This is a genomic window from Ruminococcus sp. Marseille-P328, from assembly GCF_964249465.1.
In the GTDB taxonomy this organism is placed as follows: Bacteria; Bacillota; Clostridia; order Lachnospirales; family Lachnospiraceae; genus Blautia_A; species Blautia_A faecis.
The window spans coordinates 69,390-89,363 of sequence record NZ_CAXUBQ010000003.1; the positions used below are offsets into that span (position 1 = coordinate 69,390).

General features: G+C 41.4%; 14 protein-coding genes. 2 read left to right on the forward strand and 12 right to left on the reverse strand.

Features of this window, described 5'->3' with window-relative positions; all coding sequences use genetic code 11:
- Positions 1 to 156: 156 nt before the first annotated feature.
- The 11 genes from ACESTK_RS03230 to ACESTK_RS03280 form a co-directional block, all read right to left on the reverse strand.
- A complete protein-coding gene (locus ACESTK_RS03230; RefSeq protein WP_187565196.1) occupies positions 157 to 1,431 on the reverse strand; it encodes an ATP-binding protein in 1,275 nt (424 codons plus the stop codon).
- A gap of 1 nt (position 1,432) precedes the next feature.
- Positions 1,433 to 2,128 carry a LytTR family DNA-binding domain-containing protein gene (locus ACESTK_RS03235; RefSeq protein ID WP_187565197.1) on the reverse strand — a complete coding sequence of 232 codons (696 nt, stop codon included), beginning with the start codon at positions 2,126 to 2,128 and terminating at the stop codon, positions 1,433 to 1,435.
- 314 nt (positions 2,129 to 2,442) lie between these two features.
- Positions 2,443 to 4,866 carry a glycoside hydrolase family 2 TIM barrel-domain containing protein gene (locus tag ACESTK_RS03240; protein WP_373118658.1) on the reverse strand — a complete coding sequence of 808 codons (2,424 nt, stop codon included), beginning with the start codon at positions 4,864 to 4,866 and terminating at the stop codon, positions 2,443 to 2,445.
- Between the two features lie 214 nt (positions 4,867 to 5,080).
- Positions 5,081 to 6,232 carry a glycoside hydrolase family 5 protein gene (locus ACESTK_RS03245; protein ID WP_294432803.1) on the reverse strand — a complete coding sequence of 384 codons (1,152 nt, stop codon included), beginning with the start codon at positions 6,230 to 6,232 and terminating at the stop codon, positions 5,081 to 5,083.
- Between the two features lie 81 nt (positions 6,233 to 6,313).
- Positions 6,314 to 7,783: an alpha/beta hydrolase-fold protein gene (locus ACESTK_RS03250; RefSeq protein ID WP_373118661.1), complete on the reverse strand. Its 1,470-nt coding sequence runs from the start codon at positions 7,781 to 7,783 to the stop codon at positions 6,314 to 6,316.
- Positions 7,784 to 8,012: 229 nt separating this feature from the next.
- On the reverse strand, positions 8,013 to 8,912 hold the full coding sequence (locus tag ACESTK_RS03255; RefSeq protein ID WP_187565201.1) for an alpha/beta fold hydrolase: 900 nt from the start codon (positions 8,910 to 8,912) through the stop codon (positions 8,013 to 8,015).
- A 131-nt stretch (positions 8,913 to 9,043) separates the two neighbouring features.
- Positions 9,044 to 9,919 carry a hypothetical protein gene (locus tag ACESTK_RS03260; RefSeq protein ID WP_187565202.1) on the reverse strand — a complete coding sequence of 292 codons (876 nt, stop codon included), beginning with the start codon at positions 9,917 to 9,919 and terminating at the stop codon, positions 9,044 to 9,046.
- A 106-nt stretch (positions 9,920 to 10,025) separates the two neighbouring features.
- Complete coding sequence (locus ACESTK_RS03265; RefSeq protein ID WP_187565203.1) at positions 10,026 to 10,952, reverse strand: alpha/beta hydrolase; 927 nt, start codon at positions 10,950 to 10,952, stop codon at positions 10,026 to 10,028.
- 28 nt (positions 10,953 to 10,980) lie between these two features.
- Entirely contained in the window at positions 10,981 to 11,907 is a 927-nt protein-coding gene (locus ACESTK_RS03270) for an alpha/beta hydrolase (protein WP_187565204.1), read from the reverse strand.
- 45 nt (positions 11,908 to 11,952) lie between these two features.
- Positions 11,953 to 13,596, reverse strand: coding sequence for a hypothetical protein (locus ACESTK_RS03275; RefSeq protein WP_187565205.1), 1,644 nt, complete (start codon positions 13,594 to 13,596; stop codon positions 11,953 to 11,955).
- A gap of 173 nt (positions 13,597 to 13,769) precedes the next feature.
- Positions 13,770 to 15,284 carry an extracellular solute-binding protein gene (locus ACESTK_RS03280; protein ID WP_187565206.1) on the reverse strand — a complete coding sequence of 505 codons (1,515 nt, stop codon included), beginning with the start codon at positions 15,282 to 15,284 and terminating at the stop codon, positions 13,770 to 13,772.
- A 221-nt stretch (positions 15,285 to 15,505) separates the two neighbouring features.
- Between ACESTK_RS03280 and ACESTK_RS03285 the strand changes: the two genes are divergently transcribed.
- Together ACESTK_RS03285 and ACESTK_RS03290 are read left to right on the forward strand one after the other, a co-directional pair.
- Positions 15,506 to 17,158 carry a sensor histidine kinase gene (locus tag ACESTK_RS03285; RefSeq protein WP_187565207.1) on the forward strand — a complete coding sequence of 551 codons (1,653 nt, stop codon included), beginning with the start codon at positions 15,506 to 15,508 and terminating at the stop codon, positions 17,156 to 17,158.
- Positions 17,155 to 18,426 (forward strand): helix-turn-helix domain-containing protein, encoded by a 1,272-nt coding sequence (locus tag ACESTK_RS03290; RefSeq protein WP_187565208.1) that lies wholly within the window; start codon positions 17,155 to 17,157, stop codon positions 18,424 to 18,426. The genes ACESTK_RS03285 and ACESTK_RS03290 overlap by 4 nt, the downstream gene beginning before the upstream one ends.
- Positions 18,427 to 18,573: 147 nt before the next feature.
- On the opposite strand, the gene ACESTK_RS03295 is transcribed toward ACESTK_RS03290, so the two are convergent.
- Positions 18,574 to 19,971 carry an MFS transporter gene (locus ACESTK_RS03295; protein WP_373118665.1) on the reverse strand — a complete coding sequence of 466 codons (1,398 nt, stop codon included), beginning with the start codon at positions 19,969 to 19,971 and terminating at the stop codon, positions 18,574 to 18,576.
- Between the last annotated feature and the right edge of the window lie 3 nt (positions 19,972 to 19,974).

The following is a 19,974-nucleotide window of genomic DNA, read 5'->3' on the forward strand; positions in this document are numbered from 1 at the left end:
CCTCAAATGATATTGTTCCCATTTCACTGCTGTCCAACAAAAGGGGTACATATCAAAACCAGGCTATCATTTTTATCAATCTAATTTACTGGACTATCGTTCATCTATAAAATGGATTCTTCTACTCCTTACACTATAGCTTTATCAAGAGATATATTACTCTATAGGAAACAGCATACTCACCACAAACAGATTTTTCTCCGAAAAGATCCTGAAATTTGCTCCATATTTTTCTGCAATATACTGCATGCTTTTTGTTCCATAGCCATGCAGTTCAGAATCTTTTTTTGAAGAGTGGACCGGTAGTCCTGCTTCGGAAAGTTCCGGAAAAGTCTCACAGTAATTCTCAATTCTTATGCTTACCATTTTCCCTTTTCGAAGAATTTTTAAGAAGATATATCTGTTCTCTGCCTTTTCTTTTTTCTCATGTTCAATGGCATTATCCAACGCATTTCCAAACAAAGAAGCAATATCCAATGTTTTCATAAAATGAAGTGCTGTGCCATCTGCCATACAGGTAAAAGAAATCTTCTCCTGCTGACATACCATTTTCTTCTGCGTCAATACAATATCCAGCGCTGCATTTCCAGTCTGAAATGCACTTTCATACGCCTCCACCTGTGTCAGAACTTCCTCCAGTTCCTGATTTTCAGGATTTTCCAGACGTTGCAACTTATGGATATAATGTTTCAGGTCGTGGGCATTCCGGTTCACAAATTCCACATTGGTTTTGGTCATTTCAAACTGCTTTTTTTCCAGTTCCAGAAGCTGCCGCAGCTTTTCATTATCTGCATTTCTCGTCCGTAGCTCCACAAATCCAAGGGCAACACCAAGCCCCAGAATATCACACAAGATCAGCGGTGGATATACCACCCATACCTCCCTAATTCCATAAACCCAGAATAAATAATGCAGAAAAAACACAAAGATTCCCACTGCAATCAGCCAGATCCACGCTACGTTACTCAGCATATTTTCCAGACTTTCCCGAGCAAGCCATTTTACGATCTGGAAATAAAAAATTCCATATATCAGCACCATCAGAAATACAGAAAGAAGGAACTGACTCATTATAGAAATATCTCTGAACATAGAGTAAAAAACTAGGTTATACACATTGGACGACAGATTCTGGATAAATAGTGCCAGCATGCCGCTATACAAAATTTCCCGGGTATCTGCCTGGCAGCAAAAATGCCAGAATCCAAGACTCAGAAAAAATACTGTAGCGGAAAACAGTCCTGACACATAATAGGTTATGATATTCGGCAAAATAACAGCAAGCAAAAGGAAGATAGTTCCTCCCGCAAGTACACGCAGCAAATAATTTTTTCGTTTGGGCAAATGTCCTATACACAATGCTTCAGCAGCCAGGATCTGAAAAATATATCCGTGTGCCTGCGTAATTTTAAATAAATCCAATTTTCCCATTTTATTGCCCCATATATACTGTCAGCCTGTCCAGGAATTCCCGCTTATACTTCTGGGAAATCACAAACATCTGCTCTGCCACTTTGATCTCATTTCCCTTCCATTCATCCACCATAGAAAGATTCACCAGAACTGAGCTGTTTATCAATGCAAAATGGCTTGCCAGAAAATACTCCTGTATCTCTTTCATTGTCCCACGCATTTTGTAAACATCTCCATGGACATGAAATTCCAGATAATGTTTATTACTTTCTATATATGCGATCTGCCCGGGAGAAACCTTTTTGGCGCCATTTGGTATTTTAATGTAGTAAGCTTCTTTTTTGTCTATATGTGACAGTGCTTTTTCAAATTTGATACAGAATAGTTCATAAACCAGCGGTTTGACAAGGAAATCAAAAGCGTTCACCTCGTATCCCTTCAGCGCATATTGCGCCATACTTGTAATGAAAATAAGACAGGTCTCATCCCCTCTTTTGCGCAACTTGGCTGCTGTTTCCATACCGTCCATATGAGGCATTGCAATATCCATAAAGATCAGATCACAGTCGCCTTTGTAATCCTCCAGAAAGTTCAATCCATTTTGAAATACTGTGATCTTATATTGCAGTTCGTGTTCTTTTCCGTACTGTTCTATGTATTTCTGAAGCTGCTTCTGATATTCCAGATCATCTTCTACGATTGCAATTGTGAGCATATAACTTGACTCCTCCTGTTTCTAAGATAAAACCAATTCTCCACTTTACCCGGGTATATTTGAAAAAGGCTTTCTGCACTTTTTTTAACACTATCTATATCTTTTACTTATGATTTTAATTCTATTTTTTGTATGTAGCAACCTATTTTTCGGGATGCCAATAGTACATGATAGTAATACGGGAAATTAAAATGGCATGTTATGCCTGGAATGAACCGATTGCATAACACGCCACTTTACATTTATCTTTCGATATATCTTACTTTTTTATAATAGTGCCGTCTTTATTTTTCTTTCCCTGGCAATGTACGTTCTTAGCCCAGAATTTCCACTTCTGCCGCAGCTTCACCCACCTTGGCCTGTGCCTTCACAACCACTTTTTCAGCGCCAGCCTGTGGACGGATGATTGCCAAAGCCTCGCCATAATAGGTGTTCGTCTCATCGCTCTGGTATCTCTCCGGATAATATGGGCATGCACTTCCGAATGCAAGAAGCTCTCCGCCTTCTACCTCCAGCTTGATCCGGCCTCGTGCCAGTGGCTTCGTCTCGCCGTTTTCATCTGTATAACGCATTCTTACATAGCAAAGATCACTGTCTGCATTCACTTTTGTAAGTTCCGGTTCTGCACGAAGTACTGTCTCTTTTCCAGCTGTTTTCAGTGATTTCTCAGCGATCACATTGCCATTTGCGTCATATGCAACTGCTTTGATCTCACCATTATGATAAGTAGTGTCAAAAAATACCTTGCAGTCGTTTTTCGGCTTTTTGGTGCCTACACAATCTCCATTTACATAAAGCTTTACATGATCTGCGCGGGTATAAACTTCGACCTTAGCTGCATTTCCATCACATCCGTCCCAGGACCAGCTTTCCATGGCATTGGTCATTTTCCATGCAGATGGGGAATGGACATCTTTTGTATGATCTACCGGCATAACTGCGATTGCCAGGTCTTCCAGTTCAAATGCGACCCTGGTATAAGCCATCTCTCCAAGCGGCTTTCCAGTCAGGTCAATTCTTCCGGAGCCTGCACTTACCCAGCCGCAGCCACCGTCAAAACGTGGTGCATAATCCTTGTATTCCCATGCACCAATTCCTACTTCGCCCAGATAATCCTGTGCAGCCCAGACAAAATCTCCGATGATACGTTTATCTCTTTTTGCCTCCTGCATAAACTGATACGCATCTGCACAGAAAGTCTCACTTCCAAGAATAATTCTCTTCGGATATTTTTTCAGGTCATGACGGTAACGCTTGATTCCATAGTTATATCCTGCAACATCCATATTTGCATAAGCATCTCTTGTTTTCACATCACATGGGTAAAGAGTTGCTCCTGTTTTCATAAATCCGGCGCCGAAAATTCCGGCAACCGTATTATAAAACTCACTTCCTACAGCTTTTTTCTTTTTCGCATTTTCAGCTGCTTCATCTGCTTTTTTGTCGCTGTAAACACCAAAGCCCATAGAACTTAAGAAGTTAAAGAAAATATTAATTCCGCAGCTTACCGGACGGGTGGAATCCAGCTCGTGAAGCCGGTCTGTCAGAGATTTCGTAAGAGCGATTCCCTTCTTCTGGGCAGTCTCGGATACTTCGTTTCCTGTAGAGTACATGATGATTGATGGATGATTGTAATCCTTATCCACCATGTCCTTTAAGTCTTTTCTATAATTATCCAGGATCTCATCTGCATAATCGTATTTGGTCTTGTGAATATACCAGCCGTCAATATACTCGTCCATTACCAACATTCCCATTTCATCGCAGGCACGAAGAAGTGCTTTGGAACAAGGATTGTGCGCGGAGCGGATTGCATTATAACCAGCGTCCAGAAGAATGCGGATCTTACGACGCTCTGCAAATTCATATGCACATGCTCCGAGAAGTCCATTGTCGTGGTGGATACAGCCGCCTTTTAAGAGGACATTTTTCCCATTGATCTGAAGTCCTTTTTCAGGAGTACAGCTTACCATACGGATTCCGAAAGCTTCTTCCTGGACATCATCCCCGAAGGTTACACGACAGGTATAAAGATTTGGAGCTTCCGGGCTCCATAATTTGGCTCCAGGAAGTGCGAGCTCACAGGAACATTTGCCGTCTGCCTGGAGGATTTCCATAGCTACGATATTATCTGCCAGATCCACTTCATTTTCTGTCTTAGAAACACCCTGATTTACTTTTCTTTCCAGAATCTCAACCTTCACTTCACCGGCTTCATTTGGCCATGCTTCCACACGGATCTTCGGCTCTTTATAATCAAGGGTTGTAATCTTCACACTGTCAAAACGAAGATGCTTTTTCGGTACTGTGTAAAGCCATACCGGACGGTAAATTCCGGTACCAGAATACCAGCGGCTATTTGGCTGGTCATGATTGATCACTTCTACACGAATCACATTTTCCTCACCAAACTTCACATGCTTTGTTGCATCTACATAAAATCCAAGATATCCATAGGAATGATAAGCTACTTTCTCGTCATTGATATATACAGTTGCTTTACGATAAACGCCTTCAAATTCCAGGATTACTTTTTCTTCTTTTGCTTCTTCCGGAAGTGTAAAAGTTTTCTCATAGGTATAATCCTGCGCCTCGTACCATCCGGTATTTACTCCGCCTGCGCTTGTCTCTCTTCTCTCATCCAGCTGCATGGCATCATGGGGAAGTGTAACCGCAAAAGCATCTTCTTTTTCCCCTGTTTTATAGCATATCCAATTCTCGTTAAATGACAGCTTCATAATTACCTCCTGAAATTCATATATTTCTTTTTAACAGCTAAATTGCTATTTTCAATCCATTTGGTGGATTCACCGCACCAACAAAATGTAAACCATTTCGGAGACAGTCTCTGAACAGTTACAATATTTCACATAATTTATACCTGGATTTTACCAAACAAATAGCAGGCTGCACTATTCAAAGCGCAACCTGCTATAAAATACACGCAAACTGTTACAATTTCTCCATATATTTGTCCAGTCTTGCAGGCATCCAGCCCTTCTTCCAACATCTGCAAAGATCCCAGGAATCAAGTCTGCTGGCATACATGGAAACCTCTTTGTCTCTGTACAACTGATAATTCCAATAGAAAAATCCGGCGGTATCCTTCCATGCATTCATTTGAAGCACAGCAGCCTTTTTATACCATTTTTTACGGTAAGCCTCGTAGCTGTCAAGGATTACTTCATGTCCTTTTTTCTTATCTGCAAGCTCATTGCACACACACCATTCCCCGACGAAAACTGGTGTATATTTCTGTGCTTTTTTCAACAGATGATGCTGATATGCAATAAATGCCCGATATGCCCAGAATTTGTGGATGTGCGTCACATCCTCCATTGCCTGAATATAAATATGAGTATCCAGCATTACGTTTTTCATATGCTGCTTTACAAAGAAGTCTTTCCATACACCAAGGCGGAAGCCATCGTGAAATACGATTACTTTCTCCTCCGGCAAAATCCGGCGCAATCTCTTGTAAGCATCCACATAAAACTTTTTCAGAAATCTTGTAGAAACATGATGGGAACCCTTCGCCTCGTCTTTGTCCGCAGCCATTTTCCTGCTTGGCGCAGTCATATAAACACTGAAACTGATTGGCTCATTCAAAACCTCGATTCCAAACAGGCCTTCTCTGTCCTTATATCTTTCTGCCAGTCTTTCCAGTACAGTCAATACAAATTCCACCTCATCCGGCATCTGGCTCCATTTACAAACTCCCATCAAGCCGCCATTGTCATAACTGTTCTGACAGCCAGGTGCCGTATGCAGATCTACAAGAACCTTCAGGCCATACTTTTCTGCCCAGTCAAAAGCTTTGTCCAGATATTCGATACAGCCACTATATGGTTCTCTGTCTCCGAAAATAAAATACGGAACCGGAATGCGGACTGTGTTAAGTCCGTGAGAAGCAATATTATGGAAATCCTCTTCTGTCACATAAGTATCCCTGTGCTGCTTCACCATCGGCCAGAGTTTCTCCTTTGGCACATTACGGTTCAGCCAGGTTTCATCCTCCGCACCTGTTCCCTGGAAGATAAATGGCTGCATCCATTTCTCCAGTACCAGCCAGTTGCCAAGATTGGTTCCTATGATTTTGTCCATATCAACACCCTCCCTGTTAGCTTTTTACTAAATTACTATTTAAATTTTTAATTACTTTTTTCGCAAATGCACTTATTATTTTCAAAATATCTTCTGCAAATAATTATACAACGCCAGATGCCAGTTTCCCATAGAATGATATCTCATAGGAAATACATCAAAGCAAGTATTCACTCCTGCCCGGAGTCTTGGCTCTATGTCAAGAAGTGCCTGATAGTCCTGCACCTGTCCTGGCAATGCAAAATCAAAGTTGCCGCTTGCCACATACAGATAATGGATTGGCAAATCTGCAAACGTGCCTGACTGAATGGTATCTTGAAACTGCTGTGCATCTGTTCTGCTGCCGCTGAATGTACCGAACCAGGAAAAATAATCCAGGCTCTGACAGATTGCAGAGTGATAAGTCGTCACCGCGCCTCTTGATAAGCCTGCAAACGCTCTGTGATCCCTGCTCTCGGAAAAGCCCTTATCATCTGCTGATTTCGCATAAGTTGAATAAGAAGACTCAATTTCCGGCATCAGATCATTGCGAAGCTCTTTCGCAAAAGAATAGGTCAGCTGATCCAGATCATCCGCGCAGTCATCTTCCACATAAAAAGTCGGTGTCACGACGATCAAGGGCTGTATATCTCCATCCGCAATCATATTGTCAAGCATGATCTTATTATATGGATTGGTTTTCAGCCAGTATTTCTCATCATCCCCGGTTCCATGCATCAGATAAAGAATATTATACTCTTTTTCGCTGTCATAGCCATAGGGAAGATAAACATAAGCAGTCTTTTTTACATCCCGCTCGTCTGTTGCATAAGCCTTTGTATTATAAACTACTTCTTCTACTGTTCCAGGCTGTGTTGGTTCTGTTTCGTCATATTTGGCAGGAACTGCCCACAGCTCGTCTCTTGCCTGTCCCTGGGCATTGTGTGCTGCTTCGTATCTCACTTTCCAGAATCCCAGAAAACCTGCAAGGATAACGACTGCCACCATCGCCGGGAAATATACCATTAGGGGTGTGTTTCGTTTTAACCGTTTCTCTTCTGGCTTTTTCTCCGATAACATTCTCGCAGAAAGAACTTTCTCTTCCGTTTTTTTATTCGTCAATACCTTCTCTGCCGATGTTTTTCCTTCTAAAGTCTTTCCCTTAGAAATCATTCCTGCCACTATCTTCATCCTGATTATTGCTGCAATCCCCAGAATTCCACTAATCGCTGCCACAACAGCTTCTACCAGAAACAGCCAGTTGAAATAATACGTGCTGGTCGAGAAGTTTGTATTAAAATACAGAACAAATGCCGCCACAGCAATCACCAGATACAAAACCGGCATCCTGCTTTTCCAGGCTGTATATGCCACAAATATAAACACTACCGCAATCAGGGCAAATGTAATAAATGCAGTTTTATCTCCCAGAATCGCGAACCGAAGGATATCAATACAAGACAGCAATACAAGGACAACAGCCGGTATGAAACAAGTATCTTTCCAACTATTTTCTTCCTTTCCATCAGCCTCTTCTTTTATATTCTTTTCTTCTTCAAGTTCTTTTTTCATTTTCACTCCCCCTATTGGAATCAGTTTAACAGATTTTACAAATTATTTTTTATAAAATTCGCATTCTGCATCCTCTACAACGTATATTGTATTATATCTCACCGAATTCCACTTTTGTATTACACTGGCAAATATAACCCGATTTCAGGCACAAACAAAAAGAGCTGCCACCTTGACAATAAAAATTCGTCAAACCAGCAACTCTTTTATACTTAAATTTAATCCGTATTTAATTGTCCTTTTCTGTTTTAGAACTCTCAACGTGTCTGTCTAAAAAATCCAAAACTGCATCAACTGCAATTGACTTTAACTCCGGCTGGACACCATCAAAGCTATGAACCGCTTTTTTTCCAGAAAGAAGTACAAGTTCTGAGTTGGATTCACCATACAGATTGGCTAACGCTTCTACAGAAGCAGTATATGGAACTGCCTGATCATTTAAGCCGTGAATCAATAATGCATCCCCTTCGTACCCACTGGCTTTTTCAACAGATTCATCATCTGTAACTGCACCATATAAAATAATAATCCCTGCCAGATCTTCATTATGAGAAGGTGCAGCTAATGCAATATCTCTTCCTCCACGACTTCCTCCCAAAAGATATATATTATCAGGATCGCAGAAAGGCTGCTCTTTTACAAATGAAATCAGTGCATCCAGATCAGCCACCTGCGTTTCATCTGTAGATTCCTCATAATCCAGATCATTGCTTAAACAATTGGGAGCTTTTGTTCCACCGCTAAAATCAAAACAATATCCAATATAACCTTTTGCTGCCAGATCCTGAAGCCATCCTGGATTTTTAAAGCTTTTATAAGAGCCCATATTTTGATGGCAGAAAATTACAATCGGATATGTTTTCCCCTCTTCATAAGAATCAGGAAAGCAAAACTCGCCATATATACTGCGGCTATTGTTTTCTTCATGCCCTTTGCACCATGATACTACATAGTAGCAGCCATCGCCCTGCTGTACATATCCCTCCTGATGCTCTGGAGACACTTCTTCGGCTAAGGCTGAATTTGGCAACAGAAAACCTATAATAAGAGTAACAGCAAAAATTGTAAGTAGTCTTTTCATTTGCCTGCACCCTCCATTGATTATATTAACTTTCAACTGATTTTTCACAACTTATCCATACACTGCTATCTTCATGAATAAGTTGTGAATTTTAGCACTTGTTTCCCGCGTTTTCAGTTTTATACCTATCAAAAAGCACGGTAAATTTATAACAATAGCGTCAGCATCCGCTATAGTTATTATTTTTCAATTGCAACCCAAAGATTCTGCTCCAGCGCTTTTTCCAGAATTGCCGGAGTATCGGTTGCCATAAATCCAGTCTTATCTTCTTCTATCTTGAATTCTTTTCCGTCATAGGTTGTTTTTGTCATCTGGTCATCTCCATAGAAATTGCATTCCAGATAGAACTCACTGTTATCCTCTTTTGCGGATACTGTGCATACAAGATCTGCCTGAATATCTTCAATTGTATATTCTACAACTGTGTATTTATCATAATCCTTGTTTGGATCGAACTGTGCCTCAGCAGGAAGCGCATCTGCTGTCACCAGTTCTCCGTCTGCCGGTGCAGCTGCAGCACCATCTTCGTATACCCAGAGATCCTGGTCAATTGCCTTCTGAAGAATTATCGGTGCATCTGTACCCATAAATCCAGTTTTATCTTCCTCAACCTTAAATTCTTTTCCATCATAGGTTGCTTTTACCATCTGATCATCGCCGTAGAAATTACATTCCAGATAAAATTCGCTGTTATCCTCTTTTGCAGATACTGTGCACACAAGATCTGCCTGGATATCCTCAATTGTATATTCCACAACTGTATATTTATCATAGTCTTTATTTGGCTCAAATTCTGGTTTTTGCGGCAGTTTATCTTCTGTTACGCCTTTTTTCTCACCATCTGTTTCCGCTTTGTCTGCAGCATCATCTTTCTTTTCATCTGCAGCATCTTCCTTTGCATCCTCTTTTTTCTCATCTGCTGCTTCAGTTTCTGCGGCATCATCTTTTGTGTCTGCTGCCTCTGTAGCTGCTTCTTCTGCAAAAACAGCATAGCTGCTTCCCATAGATGCCATAACACTTACTGCAAGTAACATTGTAACGAATCTTTTTTTCATGATGAATTCTCCTTTATATTTTTGTAATTATTCAGAGCCACCCTCCAAAATGTTACCCATTTCGTCGGTGTAGCATATCTGTCATGCATTTTTTTGCAAATTTCAACTACTCCACTTCATTTTCCAGTGGACGGTATCCGAATTGCACATCCAGAAATGTCTCTATCTGTGAAGTCATTTCGTCTGAGCCCGCAAATTCGTATCCCATCCCAAACGGCTTTGAGATTCCGCCATACATATGCAGTTCACATGTTGTCAGGTCATTCAGCGCCTCATATGCCTTTACACAGAATCCTGAAGCAAAATGTCCGGAAGCACCTGCAAAGAAGAAAGCTGGCAGCTGTTCCTCACCATCCTCTGCCATTTTCGGCACCAGTACAGGCTCCTTCACATCTATGGCATTTCCGCTGGCATCATGGGGCATACCAGCCGCATAAATCGCCATTACAGCTGCAACATCTGCATTTTCCTCATCCACTTCGTCACAGGTATAGTCTTCGTATATCTGATCTGGTGTAATAGCCCCGCCGAAAGCCAGAGCCTGTGCATAACAATGCATTGCCCCTGCTGAAAATCCCATTGTTGCAATTTTGTCCAGGGAACCAATTCCCTGCTGTTCTCCATAATGCTTCAGGTAACGGATAGCTCTTTGCAGATCCAGAGTTGCATCCACCGTTTCGTAAGGTGCCACACGATAATTAAGTAAAAAGGCATTATATCCGATGCTGTTATAATATTCACAGGCCGGAACACCCTCGTAGTCATTACTTCTTGCCCGGTCACCGCCGCCAGAGCAGACAATGATATTTCCTTTTACCTGGCTTTGATCTTCAACCAGGTATGGAATCATACCTGGCTGAAAATCACCATCATCAAATGCGTCGGAAAAATCATATCCGGAAGCAGCGCTCTCTACTGCTGCCTTTCCTTCCCAGATATTCCAGGTCTCATTCTCCTGTGCTTCTGCCGATACACAGGTTCCCCCTGCTATAACGCCTGCCATAATCAGCAGCATGGCAATTCTTTTTTTCATATTCTTCTCCATTTTCAGGTCTTTGTAATTACTGCCCTATTTTTTCCTGCAGATAACTTACAATATCCTGATTTGCTTCTATACTCTCTGCATAATCCATATTTTTAATATTGAAAACATGTCCGATTTCATTTTCTTTTCCAACATATTCCTTATACACATGGGCGATATTGTTTTCACTTAAAAACTGGTCATATTTCACTGCCTCATTGTAAAGCAGGGAATCCGTTGGTGTGGTAAGAATGTACACTTCCGGAAATGTTTCTTTATTAATAATGGAATATAAATCAGCATGTCCCATGATCTCGTCATCCATCAGGATTTCCTCTCCTATGGATTTCGCAGTGAATCCAGCCGGGCCTTCTTCATTCAGCCCGTCTCTCAGTGCCATAATATCCGTACCCGGGCAGGACAATACATATCCTTTAATTTCATAATCTGCCGGAGAAACCTCATAATACTGCTGTTCTTCCTCATTAGTAAGCACTGCAGCCATAAGATTTACAAAAAATCCTCCGGCACTGTCGCCACTCATAAATACGTTATCCAGATCAAAATTATATGCTTCCTGATTTTCCTCGACCCAGTTCAGAACAGTAAACAGTTCCTGAACGACTGTTTTGAAATTGCCTTCCGGAAGATGTGTATAATTTACATTCACAACAGAAAAACCATTTTCAGCATAAAATTCACTGTGTTCACTGTTTATTTCTTTATTACCACCAATATATCCGCCGCCGTGAACCTCAATGATAACCGGATTGGCTTTTCCGGAATCTGCCGGCGTATAAACATCCAGCATATGATCTTCATTCTCATCATTCATATATGAAATATTTTGAACAAAGGATACGCCTTCCGGGGCTTCGGAAGCCTTTACCTCACGGCTTCCTCCCCAGGCAGATACTCCAAGAATCACACAAGCTCCAATTACAGTCAGTATTTCTTTTTTCATTTTATCATCAATCCTTTCACAAATTAAGCGGCCTATTTCTTTTTATTATCTCTCGTATGGCTGCCAGTCAATATTATCCAGAGATAAGATATATGGCATAACAGAACCATTGATATCACCAGTCCACCAGGAACCGGAGCAATCCATAACAGTATGGCCTTCACCAGCTACTGCAATTGCCTCTACATACTGCATTTCTTCTTTAAATGGTGTCTTAAATTCAATATAATAGAATCTCTCATCATCATCAGTATACACAGTCAATGTAGTTTTGCTGCCAGCAGGCACTCCAGGTGCATCCTCAAGAACTGCAACTTTTGTATAGCGGTCTGGAATTACAGAATAATCAATATCACTTCCATGTGCTGCAGAATATGCTTCCTGGAATTCAACCTCATACTCACCCTTGGACTGCATTAACAGCCACAATTTAATATACTCATCCTGTGCTGCCGGATAAGAACTATTATGAAGTTTTCCTTCCTGATAATTGTATGTCACAATTCCGGTTTCCGGATCTGTAACATACTCTGAATCTGCCATTGGCAGCCACTTTGTATCATCTTCAAGCAATGCATTAAACTGCTCTGCTGTATATGTATGATACAGAACATCCACGCCTGGTTTCATACCATCCGCTACCAGTTTCTCATATGTAGTTGCATACTTGATTGGCTGTGATGTGGTATCTCCAATGCTCTGTACCAGCATTACCTTTGTACCGGATTCTGCCAGTGTCTTTGTATCAGCATCTGAGAATGGGGAATCCGCATCCTCTTTTATGGTTTCTTCTAAGGTGGTTCCTTCATAAGCTCCGCCGCCATCGAAAATTACAATGGCACTGTTGTAGCCTGGATATCTTGCACAGAAATTCATAGTGAACAGAGAACCAGCAGATTCGCCGCACATATAAATCTTGTTTTCATCAACTTTTCCTGCTGCGACCAGCTCGTCTACTTCTGCTTTGATCGCATCACAGAATTCTTCTACACTTCCCTCTGTTCTTTGTGGATACAAAACATAGCACGGCATAACCCTCTGCGCATCTTCTTTTGCATAGGATACCGCATAGTTTGCTCCATATAAATCTCCTGAAACGGAAATTCCAGTTCCGCCGGAATTAAAGATCACAATCGGGAGTGGTCCCTCTGCATCTTCCGGGGAATACAGATAACTTTCCATGGTAGAACTTCCTGAGGTAAGCGTAAGCTGCTCAAAGGATTCTACAACCGGATCTGAAAACTCAATTGTGGATTCCGCATCTACGGAAAAATCCGGATTTGTACATGTCATTGTCCAGAAGCCTTCGCTGCTGAAACTGCTTCCTGGATAAAATGGATCAATTTCTACCGTCATTGTATTTGCGGTAAAAGTAACATTTAATGCTTTTCCGGATTTATATGTATGGGTTTCATTTCCATCATAAACCATACCGGAAGTTTCAAAATCATCTGCTGTTAATCCAAGAATATTTTCTACGGAATCTACATAAAAAGTAAAAGAATGGATTGCTTTTCCGTAAGAATCAGATTCACAGTTTGCAACAATTTTCTGCACTGCTCCGTTTGTAGTCTCTTCTGCTGCGGTCTCATTTTCCGCGGTTTCCGTTTCCGCACTTACATTTACTACAGAAAAAGATGCTACCATAGTCATTACTGCCATCAGTGCTGCTAATTTTTTAAACTTCATACCGTTCCTCCTGTTTTATAATATTGATATCCCAGAGTCTGTAAAAAAGCATTCCTTCGATTTACACGCTCTGGTATCTTTTGATAGAACCATTATATAAATAAAAAAAGTGGCCGGCATTAAATCTGCTGACCACAAATTCAAAAATACCGACCACTTTTCCTGTAATGTCTTTATTGTTCCGAAATCCATTCTTCTAACTGTTTCTGTTTATCCACCATTACCTCAGGCAGCCCCTGTTCATAAAGTTCTCTGTTCAGATTTCCTAAGGCTGCATCTATATTGGGAATTTCTCCTGCCTCCAGCTTTGAAACCGTCTTCTGCAGACAGTTATTCATGTTCTCAATTTCCGTATGATAATTTCGGTCATCATATTGGAATCCATTGAATGCGGAATAGCTGGCATTTTCATACAGCTCCTTTACCTCATCAATTGCAGCCGTTCCCTCATCTGCCAGCTTTATATTTCCAAACACCCATGTCAGATCCTGCCTGTAACGATCTGAAATAATTTCTTTTTCACCGTTTTCCAGTACTTTATAATGTACACCTTCAATGCCATAAATATACAGTGTAACAAACTCCGGATCTGTATACATCAGTTCCAGGATCTTCGCTGCCCCATCTTTATGTTCTGAATTGGCAGGAATCACCCAGTTTCCTACCTGCAGCTGGCTTGTATTGAGTTTTCCCTCCAACAGAGTAATTCCTGTCGTTTCCACACCTGCTTTCTCAGAAATACGCGCCTGGTTTTCGGCGGAAGTATCTGTAAACATTCCAAAACAGGAGCCGGTTTCATACCAGAGTACAGTGCTCTCATTTATCTGCGCGTCAACTGGATGCACGTATCCATTTTCAACCCATTTCCGGATTACCTTCAGCATACTTTTATATTCTTTTGAACCAAACAGATTCACAAGCCCTTCATCATCCCCTAGTGTTCCGCCAAAAGGATTTCCGAATCCGTCAAATTCCAGTAACTGAAACTGTGAAAAAATACCGTCATAACCGATTCCCAGATACATGTCCTTTACTTTCGTCCCATCCTCCAGAACTGCATCTGAGTTTTTTATTTTTTCAAATATGGGGGCAAATATTTCATCCAGAGCTTCATAATCATGCTTTTCCTTTAAATTCCACGCATGTAAGATTTCTTCTTCATCAACATCAATCGCCTTAAGTACTTCCCTTCGGATCAGCAGACCTTCTTTGACCGCGCCATGATCCAATGCACATACGCTGTAATGTTTCTGGTTCTTTTCTGTCATGTTCCACAATTTTTCCGGATAAGCTCCCCTTAGCACTTCTCCATCCTTTTCCACATAAGCATCCAGAGGGGTGATCATTCCATCTGCAATGTAAGAATTCAGTTCATTTTCATTCATACCTGGCATCAGATCGATCTTTTCCCCTGCTTTCAGACGTACTGCGCAGTTCAGATACATTTCGGCAACATTTGTGTATATGTAGTTTACCTTCACACCACATTTATCCATAGTAATTTCATTCATTTTACCGGTAACCAGATCCATGTCATCCGGAATGTAACCGTATGTAGGCAATACCATGGTAATTTCCTCGTATTTTTTTGTTTTTTCTTCAGATATGCCTGTCTGAAAATAAACGCTGCATACAACCACGATTACGGTAATTGCAGCCAGACAAAGTATCAGCTTCCATTTTTTCATTTTTCCCACCAGCTATTTTTCCATTGAAAATAAAATTGTCTTTGCTTATAATATTTGAAGGATTGTGGGAGCAGCGTAGCTGCGGAGCAATCCGTGATATCCGGTTAGTGTCAAAAGACCTTTTGACACTAACTTCATTTATTAGACTTTAACTATACCGTAGCCTTCCAGATAAAGTCAATATCTGGTCATTATAAAACAATAAAGGAACTTCTAGCGCCATGTTATCTACCAAATTGAAATCCAACTCTCTGCGTTTCCGGATTTTTGCAGTCATTTTCGCAATCTGGGTACTGCTTTTCATTACGATCAGCTTTTATGCGAATTTTACCAGAAAGCTTCTGATTTCTGAAATACAGACAACCAACCAGAATATGCTGAATCTCTACGCAGACCAGTTAAACACTTTGTGCACAGATGTAAACCGCTGTCTTGCAGAAAAAACCATTAACACTAACTTTTCCCCTGACGCCCTTGATCTGGGCAGTCTGACACAGGAGCTGGAGAAGGACATCCTTCTTTACAATAACAAGTTTTCTTTTTATTACAGTGATCCGGCCAGTCAGAATTATATTTTTCAGACAGCATCTAACATTACCCTCAAAGAGCGCCAGAGCTTTTCCCGGTATTTCTATGATTTAAATGACACAGCAGCCTCTTCCTCCTGGCAAATCATCCAAAGGGATTCCCTTGCCTTTCTGACTTGCTATTATAATGTAAATAACCAGTATCTCGGTGCGTGGATTTCTCTTTCCAACGCGCTCCAGCTTTATGCAGGAAATAATTTTGCAGAGCAGAGTACCTTATTTTTCACAGACTCCAATACGGATATTCTCACTTACCTCAGTCAGGATCAGGATTCATTTTCACCAGATGACCTGCTTAATTCCAAAACAAACCTGGTTCTATCTGTAGGAATTGCCTCCGTACCTGATTTGTACCTTACTCTCAGCATTCCTTACAGTACTATTTTTGCGAAGTTAAATATGATCCGGATCGTGGAGGTTTTCCTGCTTTTATTCATTGTTTTGTGCATCCCCATACTGCTTTATTACCTTACACTGATGATTCTGCGCCCCATGCAAGTTCTCACAGGCGCTATGGAAAAAGTACAGGACGGAAATCTTTCTGTCACAATTGATCTCCCGGACAGTGCAGAAGAATTTCAGAATGTATCCCAGACCTTTAATACCATGGTCTCCGAAATACGGCATTTAAAAATAGACAATTATGAGCAGAAAATCTTTAACCAGCAGCTTGAACTGGAAAAGCTGCAGCAACAGGTAAAGCCTCACTTTTATCTCAATTGCCTGAACATTATATATAATCTTGCAGAAGGTGCCGAATACGAGCTGATTCAGGAGCTTTGTATGGCTCAGGCCAAGTATTTCCGCTATATGCTGAAATCTTCATTTTCCACAGTATCTCTGAAGGATGAGATCGCCCATATAAAAAATTATCTGCATATTCAGCAGCTGCGCTATCCAGGACGGTTTTTTATTGATTTTTCCCTTCATACTGAATTGAAAAACATACAGATTCCGCCTCTGGTGCTTCACGTTTTTGCAGAAAATGTGGTGAAGCACGCAGCCTCCTCTGGCCCAATCCAGTTTTCTATCTCTGCAACACTACTTGACGAAAAATATATTCAGATTCAAATAGCAGATACCGGTCCTGGCTTCCCTTCGGATGTTCTGGACATGCTGTGCCACCCGGAAGCACTTTCCAGTGACTCCGGCGATCATATTGGTATCTCCAATACCATCAAGCGCCTCAGGATTTTCTATAAGGGCCAGGCACGTATTTCTTTTGAAAACCAACGGCCCCACGGCGCACTGATTACTTTATTGATTCCAAAAGGAGAGTTTAAATGAACATTCTGCTTATAGACGATGAACCACTGACCCTTCAAATGCTTCAGAAAAAAATCCCCTGGCAGGAGATTGGAATTGATCAGGTATATACTGCCAATGACACACGTTTTGCAAGGCAGCTGCTTCAGACCTTTTCCATTCAGCTCCTGGTTTGTGACATTGAAATGCCAGGGGAAAATGGCCTGGACTTTTTGAAATGGGTAAAAGAAAATATTTCCGGCAGTACAGTTTCTCTTCTTCTCACCTGCCACGACGATTTCAATTATGCGAAAGCCGGGATTCAGCTGGGTGTATATGATTACCTGGTAAAGCCCATCGCTTATCCGGAATTGACACAGGTTCTGAAAAATGCTGTAAAAGAATACGAAAAGCTTTATTCCGACCAGCAGCAGATACAGGACGGACAGCTGTGGAAAAAGCATCTGGATTCCACGATTCGTGCCTTCTGGCAGGATTATTTCCGTTTTTCCGGTTCTTACACACCAGAAAAAATGAATGAGCTCGGGATTCCTTCTGATGCCGGATTTCTGCTTATCTCTTTCCGGCATATCGCAACCAGTCAGACGCTTCAGGCCCACGACATTATTGCCCTTTTGGAGCAACAGGTAATTCCGGCTTTTTCATACTTAAAAATGGACTTTTCCATTTTTTCCAATGCCCCACAGAACTATCATATTGTAGGCTGGAATTCTTCTGCGCAGGATTCTGAGAGCATTCCTTATCTTTATGCCCAGATGAAGAAAATAACCACAGAGCTGCATATGAACCAGCTGGATCTTTATGGCTGTATGAACCATTACACATCCATCGGTGAGCTTATAAAAATGTCCGCCGTTTTCCAGAAATTTTTCGACCAGCTGACAGATAATACCCCTGGCTTTTTCCTGGTAGATTCCTCAGCCCAGCTTTCTGAACAATATGACATTCTTTCCAGCACCAGTCTTCTAAACAGCGTTTCCACCTATGTGAGAAGACACCTTGCCAGTGAGATTTCAAGACAGGAAATTGCAGATTACGTGCATTTGAATCCAGATTATCTTACAAGAATTTTTAAGAAAAAAGCCGGAATGAATCTTTCTGATTATATCCGTCAGGAACGTCTCAATTATGCAAAACATCTGCTGAAAAACACTGAGCTTTCCATCAGTGAGATTGCCCTGACCACCGGCTTTAATTCACCGTCCTATTTTTCCAGTACCTTTCATAAGGAATACAAAATCACACCGGCAGACTTCCGGAATCAGATTTCCGGCACAAGCCAGAAATAAAGTACCCGCATACTCGCAAAAGCGGCAGCTTAAAAGGGAGGTAAATAATCGTCTTATTTACCTCCCTCTCACACCGTGCTTAGAGCCTATTTGAAAAGGCATCTGGCACGGATTTTTAATTTTCTCAAATTTCCGGAAATAGCTTATCTATTTCTGTACTTCCTTTTGTTCTTCCTCAACCTTCAAAAATGATGTGGTCACTGCCAGAATCGCATACGCGATCATTTCTGCCCCAAGGAAGCCCATAATGATCACCCATTTCGTAGCATCATTCTGTACAGCAGCTTCCATAACACCGTTTACCAGCTGTGGCGGCTGATATCCGCTAAGAGAGATCAGTCCGTTAAATACTGCAGTCATGATTCCACCAGCAGATACTGTGATAATACTATAAAGTGACATGGAAAGTCCATCACTTCTGTAACCATTTTTTCTTTCCAGATGATCCAGTACATCTGCAAACAATGCCATCATAACATAGCAGGCAGGAATCGTTCCCAGTGTTTTAATAGTAACCCCGATGGCAACCATTATAAAATTGGTAGGGTTGATAAAACTGATCACTCCCCCGGCAACTGCCAGCCATAAACCGGCAACTGTACAATTTTTCTTACCGAATTTCTTTGCCAGCGGCCATGCGGTAAACATTCCAAGAACCATAGGAATACCGGAAAAGACAGCCAAAAGCGTCTGGGTAATACCATCCTGATATTTTCCAACGATGTAATCACAGTAATAACTCATGGAAAGATTTTTCATTCCACCTGATAAATTAAACAACAGGTAAAATACAATGATCAGCCACCAGTATTTATCTGTTACAACACCTTTCAGCTGCTGTTTCAGGGGAAGCTCTTCTTTTGAAGCTTTTTCACCGGAAAGATCTTCCTGTTTTTTGAGATACAGCTCTTCTGTAATACGTTCCCGGGTAAAGCAGAATTCCACAAGTGCTCCTGCCAGCGCCACTGCTCCCATGATACTCATGCAGATCAGCCATGCCCTCTGGTTTTTCAGTCTGGGATAAATCAGCATCGGAAACAGAATGGATGCAAATAATCCGGCAGCCCCCATATTGGCAGCATTACTGATAACAGAAAGCTTTCCTCTTGCAGCACTGTCTCTGGTAGACAGCGGAACCATCATACTGTGCGACAGGAAATAAATCGGGTAAGCAACTGCAAAGTACAGATTATAGGACACTGTGATCCAGACCAGCTCCAGTCTGATGTTTCCTGTAGGAACAGAAAACATCAGTACACATGAAACAACCATCAGCGGAGCCGCAACTAGCAGGTAAGGTCTTGCCTTTCCCATTTTCGTTCTGGTCCTGTCAATAAGGATTCCCAGAATGATGTTTGCAATTGTTACAAAAATCGTGCACACCAGAGGTAATGCCGTAATAAATTTTCCAGACAAGCCCAGGGCATCTGTGTAGAAACGGTTCAGGAAGCAGGTGAATACTGCATTCACGATGAGTACACCAAATGGTCCTAAAAAATATCCAAGCGCCATTTCCGGCAACGAAACAGAATCTTTTTTTAACATAAG